Source organism: Acinetobacter sp. X9 (assembly GCF_054889255.1).
In genome coordinates this window covers 1,437,486-1,458,657 of record NZ_CM142679.1, presented here as the reverse complement: position 1 = coordinate 1,458,657, position 21,172 = coordinate 1,437,486, and the positions used below count along the sequence as shown (strand labels likewise).

21 protein-coding genes are annotated in these 21,172 nt (G+C 39.1%); 14 read left to right on the top strand and 7 right to left on the bottom strand.

The window, feature by feature from the left end; genetic code table 11:
- Window positions 1–194: 194 nt before the first annotated feature.
- The 3 genes from ACYU0V_RS06900 (at window position 195) to thiM (ending at window position 2,624) form a co-directional block, all read left to right on the top strand.
- Window positions 195–452: a hypothetical protein gene (locus ACYU0V_RS06900; protein ID WP_005068647.1), complete on the top strand. Its 258-nt coding sequence runs from the start codon at window positions 195–197 to the stop codon at window positions 450–452.
- Between the two features lie 151 nt (window positions 453–603).
- On the top strand, window positions 604–1,761 hold the full coding sequence (locus ACYU0V_RS06895; RefSeq protein WP_005073708.1) for a hypothetical protein: 1,158 nt from the start codon (window positions 604–606) through the stop codon (window positions 1,759–1,761).
- A 35-nt stretch (window positions 1,762–1,796) separates the two neighbouring features.
- On the top strand, window positions 1,797–2,624 hold the full coding sequence (gene thiM, locus ACYU0V_RS06890) for a hydroxyethylthiazole kinase (protein ID WP_005068641.1): 828 nt from the start codon (window positions 1,797–1,799) through the stop codon (window positions 2,622–2,624).
- A gap of 122 nt (window positions 2,625–2,746) precedes the next feature.
- Here thiM and ACYU0V_RS06885 read toward each other — a convergent pair whose 3' ends face one another.
- On the bottom strand, window positions 2,747–3,106 hold the full coding sequence (locus tag ACYU0V_RS06885) for a 5-carboxymethyl-2-hydroxymuconate Delta-isomerase (RefSeq protein ID WP_005068638.1): 360 nt from the start codon (window positions 3,104–3,106) through the stop codon (window positions 2,747–2,749).
- Between the two features lie 43 nt (window positions 3,107–3,149).
- On the bottom strand, window positions 3,150–4,862 hold the full coding sequence (locus tag ACYU0V_RS06880) for an AAA family ATPase (RefSeq protein WP_032004767.1): 1,713 nt from the start codon (window positions 4,860–4,862) through the stop codon (window positions 3,150–3,152).
- Window positions 4,863–5,092: 230 nt separating this feature from the next.
- Between ACYU0V_RS06880 and mdh the strand changes: the two genes are divergently transcribed.
- Together mdh and ACYU0V_RS06870 are read left to right on the top strand one after the other, a co-directional pair.
- Window positions 5,093–6,265, top strand: coding sequence for an iron-dependent methanol dehydrogenase (gene mdh / locus ACYU0V_RS06875; protein WP_005068634.1), 1,173 nt, complete (start codon window positions 5,093–5,095; stop codon window positions 6,263–6,265).
- Window positions 6,266–6,460: 195 nt separating this feature from the next.
- Window positions 6,461–7,432, top strand: a complete 972-nt coding sequence (locus tag ACYU0V_RS06870) for an alpha/beta hydrolase (protein ID WP_461849528.1) — start codon at window positions 6,461–6,463, stop codon at window positions 7,430–7,432.
- Here ACYU0V_RS06870 and ACYU0V_RS06865 read toward each other — a convergent pair.
- Window positions 7,425–8,615 carry a helix-turn-helix domain-containing protein gene (locus ACYU0V_RS06865; RefSeq protein WP_086265955.1) on the bottom strand — a complete coding sequence of 397 codons (1,191 nt, stop codon included), beginning with the start codon at window positions 8,613–8,615 and terminating at the stop codon, window positions 7,425–7,427. The two genes, ACYU0V_RS06870 and ACYU0V_RS06865, sit on opposite strands and share 8 nt — an antisense overlap.
- A 142-nt stretch (window positions 8,616–8,757) precedes the next feature.
- On the opposite strand from ACYU0V_RS06865, the gene exaC reads away from it, so the two are divergent.
- The 6 genes from exaC (at window position 8,758) to ACYU0V_RS06835 (ending at window position 15,326) form a co-directional block, all read left to right on the top strand.
- The gene (gene exaC / locus ACYU0V_RS06860; protein WP_002119354.1) at window positions 8,758–10,269 is read left to right on the top strand and encodes an acetaldehyde dehydrogenase ExaC; all 1,512 of its coding nucleotides are present in this window, start codon (window positions 8,758–8,760) and stop codon (window positions 10,267–10,269) included.
- Between the two features lie 220 nt (window positions 10,270–10,489).
- Complete coding sequence (gene eat, locus ACYU0V_RS06855; protein ID WP_461849525.1) at window positions 10,490–11,926, top strand: ethanolamine permease; 1,437 nt, start codon at window positions 10,490–10,492, stop codon at window positions 11,924–11,926.
- Window positions 11,927–11,940: 14 nt separating this feature from the next.
- Window positions 11,941–13,326: an ethanolamine ammonia-lyase subunit EutB gene (locus tag ACYU0V_RS06850; protein WP_461849523.1), complete on the top strand. Its 1,386-nt coding sequence runs from the start codon at window positions 11,941–11,943 to the stop codon at window positions 13,324–13,326.
- A gap of 10 nt (window positions 13,327–13,336) precedes the next feature.
- Window positions 13,337–14,152 carry an ethanolamine ammonia-lyase subunit EutC gene (eutC, locus tag ACYU0V_RS06845; RefSeq protein ID WP_461849521.1) on the top strand — a complete coding sequence of 272 codons (816 nt, stop codon included), beginning with the start codon at window positions 13,337–13,339 and terminating at the stop codon, window positions 14,150–14,152.
- 166 nt (window positions 14,153–14,318) lie between these two features.
- A complete protein-coding gene (locus tag ACYU0V_RS06840; protein ID WP_057062406.1) occupies window positions 14,319–15,041 on the top strand; it encodes a glutamine amidotransferase in 723 nt (240 codons plus the stop codon).
- 171 nt (window positions 15,042–15,212) lie between these two features.
- On the top strand, window positions 15,213–15,326 hold the full coding sequence (locus ACYU0V_RS06835) for a hypothetical protein (protein WP_227556118.1): 114 nt from the start codon (window positions 15,213–15,215) through the stop codon (window positions 15,324–15,326).
- Between the two features lie 114 nt (window positions 15,327–15,440).
- On the opposite strand, the gene ACYU0V_RS06830 is transcribed toward ACYU0V_RS06835, so the two are convergent.
- Complete coding sequence (locus ACYU0V_RS06830; protein WP_461849518.1) at window positions 15,441–17,168, bottom strand: glutamine--tRNA ligase/YqeY domain fusion protein; 1,728 nt, start codon at window positions 17,166–17,168, stop codon at window positions 15,441–15,443.
- A 167-nt stretch (window positions 17,169–17,335) separates the two neighbouring features.
- Between ACYU0V_RS06830 and ACYU0V_RS06825 the strand changes: the two genes are divergently transcribed.
- Window positions 17,336–17,845, top strand: coding sequence for a peptidylprolyl isomerase (locus ACYU0V_RS06825; protein WP_002122280.1), 510 nt, complete (start codon window positions 17,336–17,338; stop codon window positions 17,843–17,845).
- 15 nt (window positions 17,846–17,860) lie between these two features.
- Window positions 17,861–18,580: a UDP-2,3-diacylglucosamine diphosphatase gene (locus tag ACYU0V_RS06820; RefSeq protein WP_151282968.1), complete on the top strand. Its 720-nt coding sequence runs from the start codon at window positions 17,861–17,863 to the stop codon at window positions 18,578–18,580.
- A 7-nt stretch (window positions 18,581–18,587) separates the two neighbouring features.
- On the opposite strand, the gene ACYU0V_RS06815 is transcribed toward ACYU0V_RS06820, so the two are convergent.
- Window positions 18,588–18,818: a hypothetical protein gene (locus ACYU0V_RS06815; RefSeq protein WP_151282967.1), complete on the bottom strand. Its 231-nt coding sequence runs from the start codon at window positions 18,816–18,818 to the stop codon at window positions 18,588–18,590.
- Between the two features lie 139 nt (window positions 18,819–18,957).
- Between ACYU0V_RS06815 and nfsB the strand changes: the two genes are divergently transcribed.
- Window positions 18,958–19,611, top strand: coding sequence for an oxygen-insensitive NAD(P)H nitroreductase (gene nfsB / locus ACYU0V_RS06810; protein ID WP_342063802.1), 654 nt, complete (start codon window positions 18,958–18,960; stop codon window positions 19,609–19,611).
- Between the two features lie 39 nt (window positions 19,612–19,650).
- On the opposite strand, the gene ACYU0V_RS06805 is transcribed toward nfsB, so the two are convergent.
- Both ACYU0V_RS06805 and hfq read right to left on the bottom strand, forming a co-directional pair.
- A complete protein-coding gene (locus ACYU0V_RS06805; protein WP_461849516.1) occupies window positions 19,651–20,508 on the bottom strand; it encodes an EamA family transporter in 858 nt (285 codons plus the stop codon).
- A 141-nt stretch (window positions 20,509–20,649) separates the two neighbouring features.
- Window positions 20,650–21,162, bottom strand: a complete 513-nt coding sequence (gene hfq / locus ACYU0V_RS06800) for an RNA chaperone Hfq (RefSeq protein ID WP_002122267.1) — start codon at window positions 21,160–21,162, stop codon at window positions 20,650–20,652.
- Window positions 21,163–21,172 lie beyond the last annotated feature (10 nt).

Here is a 21,172-nt window from a genome sequence, read left to right as displayed (position 1 = left end):
ATTAGAATCGTCTTTTATTAGCACAGATTAGACCAAATTTACGATAATCGTTGCTTATATAATCAATCTATACAATAAAAATAAAACAACTTCAGCTTTTAACATTTTTTAGAGTCAGCTTACATTTTGGGCATGGTTCTTGCCTTCATTAATACACCAATATAAATATTTCAATCAGAACAAGAGGTGTCAGTATGGAATTAAAAGCACATTTTCATCGTTTAGAAAATATTAAAGCAATTCATGATCTAGACGCAGCAGGACTCGATCACCATGTGATTGCGGTGTTTTTATCTGCGGAAGGTATTTCTATTACAGCTCAGGAGGTAACCTCTATCGTCAATACTTATGATGCTTTAGGTAAAGTAAAATTACCAAGTAAAAAAGTGCAGGCACTTATTAATGCCAAAAAGCTTGGACAGAATGATGAGAGCTTGCCGTGCCCTGTTTAATTTTAAATTTTAACCTCTTATGAAAACCTAAAGTTAAAACAAAGACTTTAGGTTTTCTATTTTTGCACCAAACAAAAAGACAATCTCAGCTATCGGCAATGTGGCTGTGTATAATAAGTCAGTCATGATAGATTTAAGCGTTCGGAGCAAAATGGTCTTACAAATTCTACAGAAACAGCTAGATGAAAGTAGCCATTGTCCTCTCTGCCAAGCGTCAATGTATTGGGTAGATGCCGAGCAATTTGAACAAGACATTCAGTTTCATGAATGCAGTCATTGTCAGCACCGTGTTTTTAAAGACACAAAAATGACTTGCCATTGTGAAACATGCACAAAACAACGAAAAAAGCTTTTACAGCAAACACGCCTACAAGAACAACGCCAGTTTAAGTCAAAAGAGCAACCACAACGTAGTCTGGAACAGCTCAGTTTTTTGCATAAACTTTTTTTACTTAGCCTGCTCGATGACTATGCACGAGACGATATTGCTCATGACGAATACATTCACTGGGACAAAATTAAATATCAGTCCATTACACCAAACTGGATGTTTCAAAACTATCTGATTAAGCAACTCCATAAAGATGGAATTTTAAACGCTCAAGACCAAGCTGATGAACCTCAGTGCTTTTATTTAAACATTCGCTTGGATGGTTATAGTGACCCAAGTTTATTTAGTGTAGCCCAGCAACTACGCCACTGGTTTTATGAAAATTTAAGTCTTGGTATTCCATTTCGTAGTGCCGATGAAGTAAAAGACGTACTTTTTCAGGTGCTCTATCAAGAGATTATTCAGTTTATGCAGTTCTATTGTCGAACTTGGGGCATTCAAATTGCAGGAAGCTCTAATTTCCAAACTTTTTGTTATCGCTTAATGGATTCACTAGCAATTGGGCAGATTTATTATTTAATTCAAACCGCACTCGAGTATCTTTATAAACAGAAAGCCCTACAGCCGCGTAATGAAAAATTTATTAACACCAATTTGTTGAAGAAAACCTTAGAGCAATATCGCGAGAGAGCCTTAGCTGAAAAGTGGGAAACCTCAATGTTGCCTCGTCCTCACAATATTCCCTACAGTAAAATGAGTTATATTTTACTTAACCGCTTCTTAGGTTACGACGAACAAATCTTTGTACAACCTGTCTGGAAAGCATGGCGAAAAATTGAACCTCGATTAAACTTTTATTCAGTTAAACGTTGTATGCACTGTGGTTCAAACGATTTAAGTGTTGATTATGATGCGGCAGATTATGTTTCTTTAATTTGCCAAAGATGTAAGCATCAAGATCATTATTTTACTCACTAAATCTACAATTACTTTGGCTTAATAAGGATAATAACATGACATCAGCATCGACTTTGATTGAGCAGGTAATTGACGCTTGGCAAAACATGCAGGCAAAGACGCCTCTTGTGCAATGCATTACCAATAGCGTCGCGGCCAACTATACAGCCAATGTTTTACTTGCTTCTGGTGCTTCACCTGCCATGATCGATAATCCTTATGAAGCAGAAAGTTTTACCAAAATTTCATCGGCTTTAAGCATCAATTTAGGCACCCCGACTTCAGAGCAAATGCAAGCCATGCAAATATCTGCCAAGACTGCACAGCTCAATGGCATTCCATGGGTGCTTGATCCAGTCGGCTATGGCCCAATTTTAGCTTGGCGTAGTCAAATGACAGACGAGCTTTTACAGTTCAAGCCAAGCATTATTCGTGGTAATGCTTCAGAAATTAGTACACTTGCAGGCAACCAAGTTCAATCTAAAGGTGTCGATAGTACTCTAAGTAGTGATCAAGCCTATCAACAGGCTTATACACTATTAGCACATGCGGACTGTATCGCTATTTCAGGTGAGTCAGATTATATTTTATCTAAAGAATTAGACGTCTTTATTCAAGTGAACGGCGGAAGTCCTTTACAACCAAAAATTACTGCAACAGGCTGTGCTTTAGGTGCGTTAACTGCAGCATATAGCGCTGTGACGACGCCAACCATTGCTGCTCTTTCAGCTCATGTTCATTTTGCGATTGCAGGTAAACTTGCTGCAAATCAAGCGCAAACTATGGGAAGTTTTAGCACCATCTTTATGGATTACATCCACATGCTAGATGACAACTTGATTGAGCAATATGCAGATATTAAGCTTTTAGAGATACTGGCATAATCTAGGTTATGCCTATATCACGCTAGACTCACTTTAAAAGTAAGTAGATTTCTGTCCATTCGATAGCACTACTTTTACATAGTGCTAATCGCTATTCTTGATCGAAATTGCGCTTTTTAGTGTTATACAACTTGCTTGAAATAATCTTCTCTTGGCATATCGACAAGCTCAACGCACAATTGAATTTCTTTATTAAACTCTTGTTGTAGATATTTTTTATTACTAAGCACCGCTAATAACTGCTCACCCATAAGCTGTTTTTGTTCAGCCGTTCTTCCCGACAAAATATAGACCTTTGCATGAATATAAGCCTGTTCGGCTCCCAAGCCTATTAGGAAAACATCATCTTTACGCGCACGGCTTTTAATGTCTTCTGGACTAAATAGCTCTGTTTCAATCAGTGTGGTATTAATTTCTTCAAGTAATTGTTTTGCGTTTAATCCAGTTAAATTTTCTGAATAATCAACTACAACGTGCGGCATAGCCACCTCAATTTATATAATAAGTCATTAAGCGAATTAAACTTTATTCAATAAATAATAAAGCTAATCGGACCTGATCATATCCCATTCGAGGACTGGTTGCTTCAACAATTGGTCTTAGTTTGATCGAACCATCATCAGAAAAATGATCTGGATTTTGGCGCTTTTTCAGCTTCTTATAAATTTTACGAATTTCTTCGACCACTTCTTCACCTGGATGAGCAACCGAAATATCTAGCTTTTGCTCTTTATGAAGTCGAGCCAAGTGATTAATAATTGTCGCTGGGGTTAAACCACGTTCATGCGCGATGTCTTCAATTTCATAGCCTTCTTCAAACAAAACACGTGTCTCATCTAAAGTTGCCGTAGCGTAATTTTGCTTGCCACCTTTTGCGAGTTTCTTCTCATTACGAGAAATCTCGGTTTCATTCAAGGTGCCGCCACAGTGACGAATAAACGCTTTATGCTGAGCCGTTAAATCTACATCTGCAAAGTTATCTTCGGCTTCTTTTGAAAGCTCTTGGAAACGGCGATCCGCTTTGACAGCTAAACTATCTAGCTCTAAAGCTTGCTCGTTAATACCTAATAATTTTAGACCAGTTAAAGATTTTAAGCGTGACAATGCAACATAACCCTGACCTTTTTCAAAGGTGTTCATGAGGTTAATTTCAGCCGCTTCTAAAGTCATCCCTTGGCTTTTATGAATAGTAATCGCCCACGCTAAACGAAGCGGAATTTGCTGAAAACTTGCAATCACTTTACCTGCTTCGTTTTCGACTGACCACGTTTCAGGAGCAACCAGCAAAGTCGTGCCATCAGTCAGTTTTACTTTCGGCAGTAAGCCATTTTCGTCATCTTCCTCAAAGCCAATGACTTCACCCAAACTTCCGTTGATATAGCCCATATCAAAATTGTTTTTGACAAACATGACTTTGGCATGCTTTTTAAGTGTGAGTTCTTCTGGCGCACGCACTGAAGATTTTAAAGTTTCTAATAATTTTTCATTACCATCTAAAACAGCATTGAATTGATGCCCTTCATTATCAATTTCATTTAAGTGCTGATAATTGATGTTGTCGACATCCATATTATGCGTATAAAGACGAGTAAAGGTGTCACCAATATCATGCGAGCGTGATTGACGCAGTGCTTGTAAATGATCTGGTTGAATATTTTGCGCACGAATCGCGTTTAAAATCTGGTTCAGAATTTCATCGTCTTGACGGTGCTGTTCTGTTAAATAGCATACGCGGAATTTAGCTTCGACCCATGCATCTGACATAAAGCAGAACTTATCACGGTTGGCTTCACCATTACGACCTACAGGCGGTAACTGGAAGAAATCTCCAGCCACAATGACTTGAATACCACCGAATGCTTCATCGCTTTCTTTAAAATATTTTAGAACCTGATTGACCAGATTAAGCTGCTTCGCATGTAGCATCGAGATTTCATCAATCACAAGAACTTGCGCATTTTCAAGGTGTTCCTTGAGATATTTACGCTCTTTCATGCGTTTTAGATCATCGTCAGTTAACAGATCTTTAATGCCAATGCCAGCCCATGTATGAATGGTCATACCGTTCATATGTGTTGCTGCAATACCTGTAGACGCCGTAATTGCCACAGGCACTTTACGTGCTTTGAGGTATTGGATGTACTGATTAAGTGTATAGGTTTTCCCTGCACCAGCCGAACCGGTTAAAAAGACATTTTCACCTGCTTTAAGCAGTTTAAGCGCAGTTTCCTGTTTCATAATCTCATATGTACATCTTCAACAGCCCATAGCTTAACGATTTTCCCGAAAAAATTAAATGAATGTGCCAAACTTTCTAAAAAGTACTTATAAATCAAAAATTAAAAGCAAAATAACATTTGGTAGGTTTTTGGTAGGTAGGAAAATAAACTTCACATCACAATACTAAGGCCATGGTGAGGCTCACCTGTAATAACAAACAATGGATTTATGGAAGAAGGAATCACTCCATGGCTTTTAAAAATATTGCAGATCAAACAAACGGTTTTTATATTCCATGCGTATCACTCTTTGGACCAGGATGTGCTAAAGAAATTGGTACAAAGGCACAAAACCTCGGCGCAAAAAAAGCATTAATTGTGACCGATGAAGGCTTATTTAAATTTGGTGTTGCAGATCTTATCGCGAACTATTTAACTGAAGCAGGCGTTGCAAGCCATATATTCCCAGGTGCAGAACCTAACCCAACCGATATTAATGTTCATAACGGTGTAAATGCCTATAACGAAAATGGCTGTGACTTTATTGTGTCTTTAGGTGGCGGTTCATCTCACGACTGTGCAAAAGGGATTGGTTTAGTCACTGCGGGTGGTGGTCATATTCGTGACTACGAAGGCATCGATAAAAGTAAAGTACCGATGACGCCATTGATTGCAGTGAACACCACAGCTGGGACTGCATCTGAAATGACTCGTTTCTGTATTATCACCAATACCGATACTCACGTAAAAATGGCGATTGTTGACTGGCGTTGTACTCCCCTCATTGCCATTGATGACCCGAAACTCATGATTGCAAAACCGGCTGGTTTAACCGCTGCAACAGGTATGGATGCATTAACCCATGCAGTTGAAGCATATGTTTCTACGGCGGCAAATCCAATTACTGATGCGTGTGCAGAAAAAGCGATTACGATGATTAGTCAATGGTTGCAACCTGCTGTCGCAAATGGTGAAAACATCGAAGCACGTGATGCGATGAGCTATGCACAGTACTTGGCGGGCATGGCATTTAACAACGCATCTTTAGGTTATGTTCACGCAATGGCGCACCAGTTAGGCGGTTTCTACAACCTACCTCACGGCGTATGTAATGCAATCTTGTTACCACATGTTTGTGAATTTAACTTAATTGCTTGCCCAGATCGCTACGCAAAAATCGCGGAGTTAATGGGTGTAAAAACTCACGGACTCACCGTAACAGAAGCTGCCTATGCCGCAATTGATGCCATTCGCAAACTGTCTTCATCGATTGGTATTCCATCTGGTTTAACCGAGCTTGGGGTAAAAACCGAAGACCTTGCGGTGATGGCCGATAATGCTCAAAAAGATGCATGTATGCTCACCAACCCTCGCAAAGCAAATCATGCGCAAGTTGTGGAGATTTTTAAAGCAGCACTTTAATACCGATGTAATGGCATATCCCTCTAGTAAGTCAAATCCCTCCGACCGTTGACTTACTTTTTTGGGGAATACTTAGCTCCAGCGGTATTCCCTTTTTTTAGAACCTATACTCCAACCTTTTCCAAACCTGATTGACAATTCGCCCATTTCATTGAAGGATACTCTGCATGTCTTAATTACAATAGCTCGATAAAAATGAATACATCTTTAGCTAATCAAACTTATGTTCCAGATATTTTAGGCACAGGTTACGAACAGCTCACACTTAGTTTTCCTGATGATTATGAAGGGAAAGTTGTAGCCACCTTAGTGCGTAAAAAAGCCGCTCAATCTACTCAAAAAGCCGTACTATATATTCATGGTTTTTTAGATTATTTCTTTCAAACCGAAATGGCTGAGCAATTCAATGCTCATGGTTACGACTTCTATGCACTTGATTTAAGAAAATATGGCCGCTCAAAGCTGCCTCATCAAATTTTCTATAATGTGCTTGATTTAAATGAATACGACGCCGAAATTACACAAGCATTAGAGATTATTGCCAAAGAACAGCACACCCAAGTCTTGCTTGCAGGCCACTCTACTGGTGGCTTAACGGCAACGCTTTATGCTGCCCATAACCCAAACCACCCTCTAATTAAAGCGCTATGGGCAAATAGTCCGTTTTATGACTTCAATTTAAGTCTAGTCGAAAAGAAATTTGGTATTCCAGTACTTAGTCGAGTAGGAAAATATCTGCCAAAAGTTAAATTCCCAAGTCAATTAAACAAGTGGTACACCGCGAGCCTTCACAAACAGCTCAAGGGCGAATGGGACTTTAATCTGGACTGGAAACCTACCTCTGCCCCGACAGTTCAACTCAGCTTTCTACATGCAATTCATACAGCACAAAAAGAAATACATCGCGGGGTTAAACTCAATGTTCCCGCGCTGATTATGCATTCTCATCAGACTAAAAACCCTAAAAAATGGGGAGCAGATGCGACTCAAAGCGATGTAATTTTAGACGTTAAAGACATTGAAAAATTTGGTAAAAAAATTAAAGGTGATGTCTCTTTAGTCTCTATTCACAATGGGTTACATGATTTAGTCCTTTCGGCCCAGCCAGTACGAGAACAAGTCTATCAACAATTGTTCCAGTGGCTGGATCAAAAATTACTTAACTAAGCTTAGGTGAGTCAAGGTATTTCACCAGCAGTTGATGCGCAGGATGCTCACTCGGTAAAAGCTCCATAAGGCGTTCTACCGCATCAATTGCTTCAGGGAAATGAGCTAGATGCTTTAACAGTAAATCTGTTTCTTGGGTTTTAAAAATTGCATCGCTTAAACGTGATTCAAGGCAGTCGCGCCATGCGCATAAAAATGGACTTTCAGTTTTTGCCAGAAACACGCCTGTGTAAAGCTGCAAAGCAGATGCGGCATATCCTGCATCGAGTGCCTGTTCAGCTTGTAAGAAATCAGCTTCAACGTGTACAAGTAACCGATACGGGCGTGAACCAAGTAAACCTCCCAGAATATCTCGTAGTTGAGACATTTCAGCTTTAAGTGTGCCCATGCTGACTTTACGTTCGCCGTAGAGCGCCTGATAAAGATGCTCTAAAGTTAAACCATGCGGACATAAGGCCAATATGGTTAAAATTTCAATTTGACGCGGCGTTAATAACAAGCTTTTGCCGTTAAATTTAACTTGCGGCGTCGAAAATGCCCGGATGTGTAAATGGTGACGCTGCTGCTCTAGCAAAGCAGACTGAATAATGGATGCACAACGTTCAGCAGCCAGAATTCCTAAACTATTATGGTTCTTCCATGTGGTTGATAGATCAACGACGCCTAACGTCTGTTTTGAATATGGGTCGATAATCGGTGCGGCATAACACACCCAATCATGAATCGACTCCATGTAATGTTCATTAGAAAAAACACAGCTTGATTGTTGAGTTTTTAAAGATAAAGCCAAGGCATTGGTGCCAACAAATTCTTCACGCCATTGACCACCCTGTACAAAATGTACACGCTCAGCAGCACTTTGCATTTGAGCACTTGGTGCCGTCCAGATAATCGTACTGCCAATATCACCGACAGCAATCACCATAGAAGATTGCTCTGCAATATGACGTAAGTCGTCGGCACATTGGCTTAAAGCCATATCTAAAGCATTTTGTGAAGCAGATTTTTTTTCGACTAATGGAGCCGCAAAACGCTCTTTAGGAATCGCAGCAGAAGCTGATCGTTCCCACGAACTTGCGATACTTTGGCCGAGTTTGGCAGCATTTTGAGGAGAGAGACTATTTTGCGTGCGCAGTTGATCAATCAACGTCCGTTGCTGCAATAAATCCTTTTTTGTGAACATTTGTAAATTCCTTATATATCCACATTTCTATTCCAACCTTTCTCCAACCTTCTTCTTTATATCCTAATTATACAAAGTACGAAAGTACCTACTGACAGGGTTCTTGTTAGTCTTTAGTCCTAAAAAGCAAAGGAATATTTATATGCGCTATATCGATCCAAATCAACCAGGCTCAAAAGTTCAATTTAAATCACAATATGAAAATTTTATTGGCGGTGAATGGGTGGCACCTATAAAAGGTGCATATTTTGACAATGTATCTCCTGTTGATGGAAAAGCTTTCACACGTATTCCCCGTTCTAGTGCCGAAGATATTGAGCTCGCTCTAGATGCAGCACACAAAGCGAAAGCAACATGGAATAAAGCATCACCGACGGTACGCTCAAATATACTTTTAAAAATTGCTGATCGTTTAGAAGCAAATCTTGAAATGCTTGCTGTTGCTGAAACTTGGGATAATGGTAAAGCGGTACGTGAAACTTTAGCAGCCGACCTTCCGCTCGCGATCGACCATTTCCGTTATTTCGCTGGATGTATTCGTGCTCAAGAAGGCGGCATCTCTGAAATTGATGAAGATACTATTGCTTACCATTTCCATGAACCACTAGGTGTAGTTGGTCAAATCATTCCGTGGAACTTCCCGATTTTGATGGCAGCATGGAAACTTGCACCTGCTTTAGCAGCAGGTAACTGTGTGGTAATTAAGCCAGCTGAACAAACGCCAGTGGGTATTTTGTTGGTCGCTGAACTGATCCAAGATATTTTACCGCCGGGTGTCCTCAATATTGTGAATGGTTTCGGTTCAGAAGTCGGCCGTCCTTTAGCAACAAATCCACGTATTGCTAAAATCGCGTTCACAGGATCAACTCAAACTGGACAAATGGTGATGCAATATGCGACCGAAAATATTATTCCAGTTACCTTAGAACTTGGCGGTAAGTCACCAAACCTTTTCTTTGAAGATATCATGGATAAAGAAGATGATTTCTTAGAAAAAACGCTTGAAGGTTTTGCCATGTTTGCCTTAAACCAAGGTGAAGTATGTACTTGCCCTTCTCGTGCTTTAGTACAAGAAAGCATTGCTGATCAGTTCTTGGAGATGGCTGTCGAACGTGTAAAACGTATTAAAACTGGCCATCCTCTTGATACAGAAACGATGATTGGTGCTCAAGCATCTTTGCAACAACAAGAGAAAATCTTACGTTGTATTAACACGGGTCGTGAAGAAGGTGCAGAACTCTTACTTGGCGGTAGTGGTCGTAAAGAAGTAGGCGATGGTTACTATGTCGATCCAACTATTTTTAAAGGTCACAATGGCATGCAAGTTTTCCAAGAGGAAATTTTTGGGCCTGTACTTGCTGTGACAACGTTCAAAGACTTTGACGATGCAATCAAAATTGCCAATGACACCATGTATGGTTTAGGTGCTGGCGTTTGGTCACGTTCAGCACATATTTCTTACCGTGCGGGTCGTGCTATTGAAGCGGGTCGTGTCTGGACAAACTGCTATAACATCTACCCTGCACATGCTGCATTTGGTGGTTACAAGAAGTCTGGTATTGGCCGTGAAAACCATAAGATGATGCTAGATCACTATCAACAAACTAAAAACTTGTTGGTGAGTTATTCAACTAAACCAATGGGCTTCTTCTAAGTTTCGCACCAAGTTGATACCAAGCTATCAACACTACGAAGAAATAAGATACCTAATTATATAAGAAGCCAGTAATTTAGATTACTGGCTTCTTTATTCCCGATTGTTAAGATTGAATTTTTATCATTTAGAACAAAAAAGTTCCATCTACTCCCTGAGGCGCTTCATTTAGGCATTGCTTTTGCATTAATTCATACAAATCCACTCGCAGGAGTATTGTATGAATCAACCAGAAACAGCTTCCGTTATTTCCTCAAAGTCAGAAGTCTCGTCAGCAGAATATTTTGCTCAGCGTCAACTTAAACAAGGTACCGTTGGTTGGTTACTCCTGATTGGTTTAGGCGTAGCGTATGTGATATCAGGTGATTTTGCTGGCTGGAACTTCGGCATAGCCCAAGGCGGCTGGGGTGGTATGTTTATTGCCACTGCACTCGCTGCAATCATGTACCTATGTCTATGTCTTTCTATGTCAGAAATGTCCACCATGATGCCGACAGCAGGCGGCGGTTATAGTTTTGCGCGTGCTGCTTTTGGTCCTTTTGGAGGCTATTTAACAGGAACAGCTATTTTAATTGAATACGCAATTGCTCCTGCGGCGATTGCCGTATTTATTGGCGGTTATTGCGAATCTCTATTTGGCATTAATGGCTGGATGATTTACCTCGCCTGCTACGCCATTTTTATGGGTATACACCTCAAAGGTGCGGGCGAAGCCTTAAAAATTATGTTTGCAATTACACTTGTCGCAGCAGTTGCTCTGGTTGTGTTTATTGTGGCAATGATTCCACATTTTAATACACAAAATTTATTTGATATTCCAGTTAGTACAGGTGTTGGCGCAAGCCTTTTTTTACCTCATGGCTATTTGGGCATCTGGGCCGCAGTTCCTTTTGCTATCTGGTTTTTTCTTGCAGTTGAAGGTGTTCCATTAGCAGCAGAAGAAGCAAAAGATCCAGCTAAATCTCTTCCACGCGGTTTAATCGGTGCAATGCTCATCTTAACGGCGTTTGCTATGCTCATTTTATTCTTAGGTGCAGGTGCAGCGGGTGCAAGTACTTTACAAAACTCTGGCGCTCCCCTCGTCGATGTTCTGATTAAAGTGTATGGCACCAACACTTGGCTTGCGACTTTTGTTAACTTTGTGGGTTTAGCAGGTTTAATCGCGAGTTTCTTTTCAATTATCTATGCCTATTCGCGTCAAATTTTTGCACTCTCTCGTGCTGGCTACTTACCTACTTCACTCTCTTTAACCAATAAAAATAAAGCCCCTTATCTCGCAATTATTATTCCGGGTATTATCGGGTTCGTGCTTTCACTCACCAAAGAAGGCGATTCACTGATTTTAATAGCGGTTTTTGGTGCCACCATTTCCTATGTGTTGATTCTTTTATCCCACATCAAGCTACGCCTATCTAAACCCGACATGCCTCGTCCTTATAAGACTCCTGGAGGAATCGTTACTTCAAGTATTGCCTTAGTTCTAGCAGTCGCTGCTGTGGTTGCAGGCTTTGTTGTTAATCCGAAAGTTTGGTTTATTGCTGCCGCTATTTATGTCGTATTTATTGCTTACTTTTTACTCTATAGCCGTTATCATTTAGTTAAAGGTACACCAGAAGAAGAGTTTGCAAATATTAAAGCCGCAGAACAAGAACTATAAAAAAGGATTCAACTATGAGTTATCGCAATATTGTCGCCAATCAACAGTATCACTTTGCTGACTTGAAGACCTTAATGGCAAAAGCAACGCCGTTACGTTCTGGCGATGAATTAGCAGGTGTAGCGGCCAGAGACGCAACCGAACATGTTGCGACACAAATGACTTTGGCCGATGTACCACTTAAAACCTTTTTAAATGAAGTTGTAGTCGATTACGAAACTGATGAAATTACACGACTAATTATCGATGAACATGATCTGGCAGCCTTTGCCCCTATTTCACACTTTACAGTAGGCGATTTTCGAAATTGGTTACTTGGAGAAGAAGCCACTGCACAAAGCTTAAAAGCATTAGCACCAGGTTTAACTCCAGAAATGGTAGCTGCTGTCAGCAAAATTATGCGCAATCAAGATTTAATTTATGTCGCCAGCAAATGTGAAGTGGTCACCCAATTTCGCAATACAATCGGTTTAAAAGGTCATCTTTCTACCCGTTTACAACCCAATCACCCGACCGATGATGTGCTCGGTATTTCTGCCAGTATTTTAGATGGTTTAATGTATGGCAATGGCGATGCCGTAATTGGCATTAACCCCGCCACAGATAATCTTCATAATTTGTCAGAGCTACTAAAATTACTTGATCATGTCATTCAGGAATATCAAATTCCGACACAATCTTGTGTACTCACCCATATCAGCTCAGGTATTCAACTGGCTGAAAAAAATGTGCCGATTGATTTAATGTTTCAATCAATCGCTGGTACCCAGCTGGCAAATGAAGGATTTGGAATTTCACTCGATTTACTACAAGAAGGATATGAAGCCACACTTGCACTCAAGCGCGGAACCATTGGACAAAATGTTATGTACTTTGAAACGGGTCAAGGCAGTGCCTTATCCAGCAATGCACATCACGGTGTTGATCAGCAAACATTAGAGACTCGTGCCTATGCAGTCGCCCGTAAATACAATCCGCTTTTAGTAAATACAGTCGTTGGCTTTATTGGTCCCGAATATCTTTTTAACGGCAAACAAATTATACGTGCAGGCCTAGAAGATCATTTTTGCGGCAAGTTACTCGGAGTACCAATGGGCTGCGACATTTGTTACACCAACCATGCCGATGCCGACCAAAACGATATGGATGTTCTCCTTACTCTATTTGGCGCCGCGGGCATTAACTTCATTATGGGAATTCCGGGTTCAGATGATGTCATGCTCAATTATCAAACGACCTCGTTTCATGATGCCCTCTATTTAAGACAACTCCTCGGTTTAAAACCCGCTCCTGAGTTTTCAGCTTGGCTTGAACAGCAAGGTATTTTTAAACAGCAAAACTCTCAAATTTGTTGGGCAGACCACATGCCCGACCAATTCTCTCGTCTGCTCATGAACTAGGGAGAACGCCATGAAACTGAAGCGTGATATTCAATATCCATCTTCTACTCATCAAGACCAGTGGGAAAAACTCAAACAGTTTACCGATGCCCGTATTGCTCTGGGCCGTGCAGGTTGTAGCATCCCTACACAAGCCTTACTTGAGTTTCAGTTGTCTCATGCACAAGCAAAAGATGCGGTTTATCAAGATATGGATATTTCCTATTTATCTGAACAATTAGCGCAAAGACAGCTGCAAAGTCTTCATGTCCACAGCAACGCACCTAATAAGGAAATCTATCTTAAACGTCCAGATTTAGGACGTCAGCTTTCAAACCTATCAAAAGAAGCCTTAATTAAGAAGTATGCAGAAAATCCGCAACAATATGATGTTTGTATTGTGGTCGGTGATGGACTCTCAGCAAGAGCGATTGAAGCGAATGCTATTCCATTCATTACCGCGCTAAGTGAACAAGTTCAGCAAGAAAACTGGACTCTTGCACCCATTGCACTGGCAACAGGCAGTCGGGTTGCTTTAGGTGATGAGGTTGCTGAAATCTTTAAGGCACACATGCTTGTGATGCTCATTGGTGAGCGCCCAGGTTTAAGCTCTCCTGATAGTATGGGAATTTACTACACGTTGAATGCATATTCAGGGTGCCTCGATGCTAAACGTAATTGTATTTCTAATGTTCGCTCAGCAGGCTTAAGTATTCCTGTGGCAGTACAACGTTTAATGGCATTAATGAAAAAATCCAAACAACTTGGTTTCTCAGGAGTTAATCTAAAAGATGAGCATCAACTTTCAAATATAGAGTTTGAAGAAACTCAAAAGCTATTATTTTAAGCAATGGAATATACAAAGAGATTTATTGGAAAATAGATAATCCATTGCATAACGATATTATCTTAACGAAAAATATCAATTTTCAGGTATTGACGATTTATACAGATATTTTCTTCTTTATATTTATCGCTATACTCCACCTATTGATCTTCTATGAATCATTTGTATGAGCACAACAAACGCCTTCCCTAAAACTATTTATGCCATTCAGCATCTTGCTTTCGAAGACTTAGGTTCATTAGAAGATGTCTTTTATCAACTCGGATTTCGCGTTCGTTATTTTGAAGCAGGTGTAGATGATTTAACTGCTGCTTTTGCACACGATGGATTAACTATTATTTTAGGTGGCCCAATCGGGGTTTATGAAACTGAAGATTATCCATTTTTAAAAGATGAAATTGCTTTGCTTAAACAACGTTTAGCAGCAGATAAACCTACACTTGGTATTTGCTTAGGTGCACAGCTTATTGCTCATGCGCTTGGTGCAAAAGTATATGCAGGACATCAAAAAGAAATTGGCTGGGGTCCATTGAGCTTAAGTTTACGTCCTAATCAGGTATTATCTGCTTTGCTTAATAATGTCCATGTTCTACATTGGCATGGTGACACTTTCGACCTCCCTGAAAACGCGGTGTTATTAGCTAGTTCAGAGATTTATACCAATCAAGCATTTGAAGTTGGAAATAATATTCTCGCGTTGCAGTTTCATATTGAAACAACAGAAGAAAATTTTGAGAAATGGTTAATTGGCCATACATGCGAACTTCGTAATGCCAATATTTCGATTCAGAAACTTCGTGAAGAAAACTTGCAATATGCCCAAGCACTTGAACATGCGGCATTTGAGATTATTCAAAAATTCTTAAAAAGAATTGGTTATAGCGGTTAATAAATAAAATTATCTTCAATCTAATAATTAATCTATATATCTCAACAGAGCCAACTGCTTTTATATTAACCAAAAGATAGGGTAAAAACCTATCTTTTGGCACATTTTATATTCAACAAAGTCTACTGTTTTACTATACTTTTATTCACAAATATAAATAGTTAAATCATTATGGAAATCCTGAAATTTATTAAAAGCTTTAATACGGTGAATACCTATTTATCGCTCGCATCTATTCTTCTTATCATCATTGTTCTTTATTTCTACGTGGTTAATCCAGCTTAGCTTATTTGCCAAAGCACTATAAAGCATAATATACGTAAGAAAATAGATATAAAAAAGCCCAACTGAGTTGGGCTTTTTTATATCTGCTATTTGCTCAAAAATATTTTACGCGTCTTACTTTTTCTCAGGCTTGAAGCTATCTTTTAAATCAAGAATACGGTTAAACACTGGTTTTTCAGGTGAATGATCATGTTGATCAGCAACAAAATAGCCTTCACGCTCAAATTGGAAACGATCTTCAGGATTCGCTTGTGCCAAAGCTGGCTCAATGACAGCTTGTACCACTTTTAATGATTCAGGATTAAGATTTGCCAAGAAGTCATCATCTGCATCAGGTGCAGCTTCAGTAAACAAACGATCGTAAATACGCACTTCAGCAGGAATCCCTTTAGTTGCAGATACCCAGTGAATCACACCTTTAACCTTACGGCCTTCCGGATTCTTTCCTAGAGTTTCAGGGTCAATTGAACATTTCAGTTCAATCACTTCACCATTTACATCTTTAATGACTTCATCACATTTAATCACGTAAGCATGGCGTAAACGCACTTCACCGTCAGGAATTAAACGTTTAAAGCCCTTTGGCGGTACTTCTTCAAAATCTTTACGATCAATATAGATTTCCTTGGTTAAAGGAATCACACGATCACCCATATCAACATTAGGATGGCGAGCATGCGTAAGATCCATATCTTCAGGTAAATTAGTTAAAGTCACTTTAAGTGGACTTAAAACAGCCATACCACGCGCAGCAGTATTTTCTAAAGATTGACGAATACAGAACTCAAGCATTGCAACATCAACAATACCGTCAGTTTTTGACACGCCTACACGCTTACAAAAATCACGTAAGCCTTCAGGAGTAAAACCACGACGGCGCATACCGACTACGGTTGGCATACGTGGGTCATCCCAACCATTTACATACGCACCTTCCACCAATTTACGTAATTTACGTTTTGACGTAATGGTGTAATCCACGTTTAAACGTGAAGATTCGTACTGATGTGGAACAGCTTTAGATTTTACTTTTTCAACAATCCAGTCATAAAACGGACGGTGATCTTGGAATTCTAATGTACAAAGCGAATGGGTAATTCCTTCAATGGCATCAGACAATGGATGAGCATAGTCATACATTGGGTAGATTTTCCATTTATCGCCAGTTTGATGATGCTCTGAATGCAATACGCGATATAAAATCGGATCACGCATATGTACATTTGTACTTGCCATATCAATCTTGGCACGTAAAACCGCTTCACCCTCTTTAAACTCACCGCTACGCATTTTTTCAAAGCGAGCAAGATTCTCTTCAATAGAAGCATCACGGTATGGAGAATTTTTACCTGGCTCAACAAAGCTACCACGGTTTAACTTAATTTCTTCTGGAGATTGTAAATCTACATATGCATCGCCTTGTTCAATAAGTTGAACTGCCCATGCATATAATTGATCAAAATAACCCGATGCATAGCGTGGTTCACCATTCCAGTTAAAACCAAGCCATTTCACATCGTTAGCAATACCGTCAACATACTCTTGTTCTTCAGCATCAGGGTTTGTATCGTCAAAACGCAAATTACACAAACCATCAAACTCTTCAGCCACACCAAAGTTCAAGCAAATCGCTTTTACATGGCCAATGTGTAAATAACCATTTGGTTCTGGTGGAAAACGCGTTACGATCTGCTTTGCACGTCCCGTAGCCAAATCATCAGTAATGACTTGGCGAACAAAATCTAAGCCAGCCTGTTGTTCTTGCTGCGCAGAATCGACAGAGGCATGAGTATTCGGTGTCGGGTTATTAGGCAGGCTCGAGACAACATCATTAGGCTTCATAGTGTATCAATCACTTCTTTGTAGATAAATTTCGAAAAATTTAAACGCTATCTTCATTTTTCACAAAGATTTTAACGTTTTTTACTTGCCTTGTAGTTTACAGTTTGCTTATGCTTCTCTCAACCAAAAACCCATGGTCATAAGCCCATGTTTAGGAGATTAATGTAATGAGTTTTCCTCAAGTCGAATTAAACACCAATAAAGGTCGTATTGTTCTTGAACTAAATACTGAAAAAGCACCAAAAACAGTAGCAAACTTTTTAGAATATGTACGTGACGGTTTTTATGACGGCGTTATTTTCCACCGTGTCATTGATGGCTTCATGATCCAAGGTGGCGGGATGGATGAAAACTTCAAAGAAAAAGCAACTCGTGATTCTATCGAAAACGAAGCTGACAATGGTTTAAGCAATGATGTTGGTACGATCGCTATGGCACGTACTCAAGCACCACACTCTGCTTCTGCACAGTTCTTCATTAACGTAAAAAACAACTCTTTCTTAAACCATACCTCAAAAACTGCTCAAGGTTGGGGTTATGCTGTATTTGGTAAAGTTGTTGAAGGTATGGATGTTGTTGAAGCGATCAAAGGTGTTCGCACTGGCAACCGTGGCTACCACGCTGACGTTCCTTTAGAAAACGTTGTAATCGAATCTGCTAAAATTATTTCTGAATAATTTTAGGAATAAGCTGTGACTTATCTGTTTATTTCAGATCTACACTTGTCACCTGAACACCCTCGACTTGTTCGAGGGTTTTTAGATTTATTGGTGCATTATCAAAATAAACAAACACAGCTTTATATTTTAGGTGACTGGTTTAACGCTTGGATTGGTGATGATTACTCAGCACCATGGCTCGATGAAATTGTTGAAGCATTAAAAGACTTTAACAAAAAAGGAAATCGGATTTACTTTCAAGTTGGTAATCGTGATTTTGCCTTAAATCAGGTTTTCCTTAATAAATTTAACGGTGTATTACTACCCGACATTTATTATCTTAATATTGCTGGACATCAGTACCGTCTAGAACATGGTGATGCCCTATGTACAGATGATATTTCTTATCAAAGATTTAAGAAGATTATTCGAAATCCGCTCTTAGTTGCTCTTTTACGTCGTACACCACTGAGTTTTCGAACCAAACTGGTTAATGGCTTTCGTAAAAGAAGCTCCGCTGATAAACAGCAAAAAAGCTATGAAATTATGGATGTGAATGAACAAGCTGTCATTTCTGCTTTAGAGGATGCAGATATACTGATTCATGGACATACCCATCGCCCTTCACTTCATCAGATACAAGCTAAACAACGAATTGTTCTTGGCGATTGGCGTGAAGATCAAGCTTATATTTTGGAAATTGATCCATCTTCAAATACGCAACAGCTTGAATTGATTATCTGGAATTATTAACTAAAAATTAGTCACTTTTTATTTGAACTTTCAATTCTTTAATTTTGTTATTTAAATCAAAATCGTAAATCGCACACATACTGGCAATAAATACAAATTTCCAGCTTATATGTGCATGATTGTGATACTCAATGTATAAAATCAAAAGACTCAAAACAAATGCAAAAATGATAAAGGCTTTAACGATTCTAAATTCTCGCAGCTTACTCTTTGCATCTGTCGGTATTAAATCAATCATTTTCAATAGATTATTAAAACTTTATATAAACATTATATTTCTTTATCAAACTACATAAGAAATGTTTTTGAATAAAATAGCGTATGATGGCAAAGATTAAATTCTCTCAATTGCCATAAAATTGATATGGAGCACACCTATGGACTTATTGAATTCTGTTAAAAGCCGCTATACAACAAAAGCGTATAATTCTGAAAAGAAAATTCCTCAAGAAAAAATTAATAAATTATTAGAAATTTTACGTTTCACCCCTTCTTCAGTAAATATTCAGCCTTGGCATTTTGTAGTTGCAGACAATCTTGCAGCGAAAGAACAAATCGCAAAAGCATTAACAGGAAAGTATGCTTACAATGCTCCTAAAGTGCTTGAGTCATCACATACAATTGTATTCTGCACAAAAACAGATATTTCACCTGAGTATTTAAATCAACTACTTGAGCAAGATGATTTAAGTGGCCGTTTTAAAGATGAAAAAGCTAAACTAGGCCAAAAAGATACTCGCCATGGCTATGTTGAATTTTATCGGAATGAACAGAAAAATTTATTCGGATGGATGGAAAACCAAACATTCATTGCTTTAGGACAGTTACTGTTTGCTGCTGGCTTAGAAGGAATTGACGCAACTCCTATGGGTGGCTTTGATGAAGAAGTTTTAAATACTGAGCTCGGTTTAACTGAAAAAGGCTTAAGAAGCTCTGTGATTGTTTCTCTAGGCTATCGCAGTGAAAATGACTTTAATGCTAAGCTTCCTAAATCACGTCTGCCAGATGAAGTGATTTTCACATATTTATAAAAATCTCTATAGTTCAAGAGATTCTATTCTCTTGAACTATCAAGCCATTGCGCTAGCTAAACAAACTACCCCACTTATTCCTAAAAAGATCCCCAAAATAGTAGGCCATTTTAATTTTTCTTTATATAAAATCACTCCGCTTAAAATTCCCAGTAACACAACAAGAATATTCATGCTTGCAAAAACAATAGCAGGAGAATCTTTTAAAAGAATATGAGCTTTTACATATAAAGCAATATTTGAAAAATTGAGTATTCCTAATATTAACCCAGCTATCGTACTTTTAAACTGCCACTTTTGAGTCTTCTGTAGCAATAAATATGAAATCGACAATATAAAAGCAGTAATAAAAATAAGATTTAAAGTGAGTGTAAACTGCAGACCTAAACTACTTGTATATTTCAAGAGAATATCTACTGCAGCATAACCACACCATACTCTTAAAAGAGCAAAGATCGCTTTTCGAGATTGGTGATTTGCTGAAGAATTGATTTGCCCAAATAATACGAGTAAGACCGCAGAAATCCCTAGACCTACACCCCACAGTTTTAAGGTATTAAATTGTTCATGAAAAAAGAAATATGCCGCAAGTAAGGAAAGAACAACTGAAAGACGCTGTGCAAGTTCGGTTCTCACAATTCCTGCATACTCTAATGATTTAGCAAGATATAAAAAAATACTAGGTAAAATTATTCCTAAAGCAAAGATTAACCACCAAGGCGTATGTTGTATTGAAACATGTTGAATATCAGGCTGAAACCACCAAAAACAAAGAAGACTTGCGCTTGCATAGTTCCATGCAATCATTTGTAGTGGTTGATAACCTTTTCTCTTTAAATTTTTTAATAGGATAGATACCAAGACGCTGCTAAAAGCAGCAGCTAATATTAATAGCATTCATTAAAGCCCTATTTATTTAAATAAAATTAGTCATCATGGCAAATCATTCTCCATGACCAGTTAAATATTCTGCATCAACTTTTAAATACACATAAAAAAACCAGTCATTGTCTGACTGGTTTCTTTTTAAGAGTTCAATTAACGATTATTTTCGTCGTCTTGACCATCTTCAAATTTAGAATCGTTGTCAAAACCACCTTGATGACCACCGAAACCACCTTGACCACCGAAGCCACCTTGACCACCAAAGCCACCTTGACCACCGAAGCCACCTTGACCACCGAAGCCGCCTTGACCACCAAAGCCACCTTGAGCGCCACCGAAGCCACCTTGAGCGCCACCGAAGCCACCGCCTTGACCGCCGCCAAAGCCGCTACCTTGACCACCAAAACCGCCTTGAGTGCCGCCTTGTGCTGGGAAGCCTGTACCTTGTGCGCCTGCTGGACGAGGGTTACGTGCTGGAACAACAGTTGAAATCGCGTGTTTGTAAACCATTTGACTTACAGTATTTTTTAATAAAACAACATATTGGTCAAAAGATTCAATATGACCCTGTAATTTAATACCGTTCACAAGGAAAATAGAAACAGGGATACGTTCTTTACGGAGAGAATTTAAGAACGGATCTTGTAAAGTTTGACCTTTAGACATTTTTAACTCC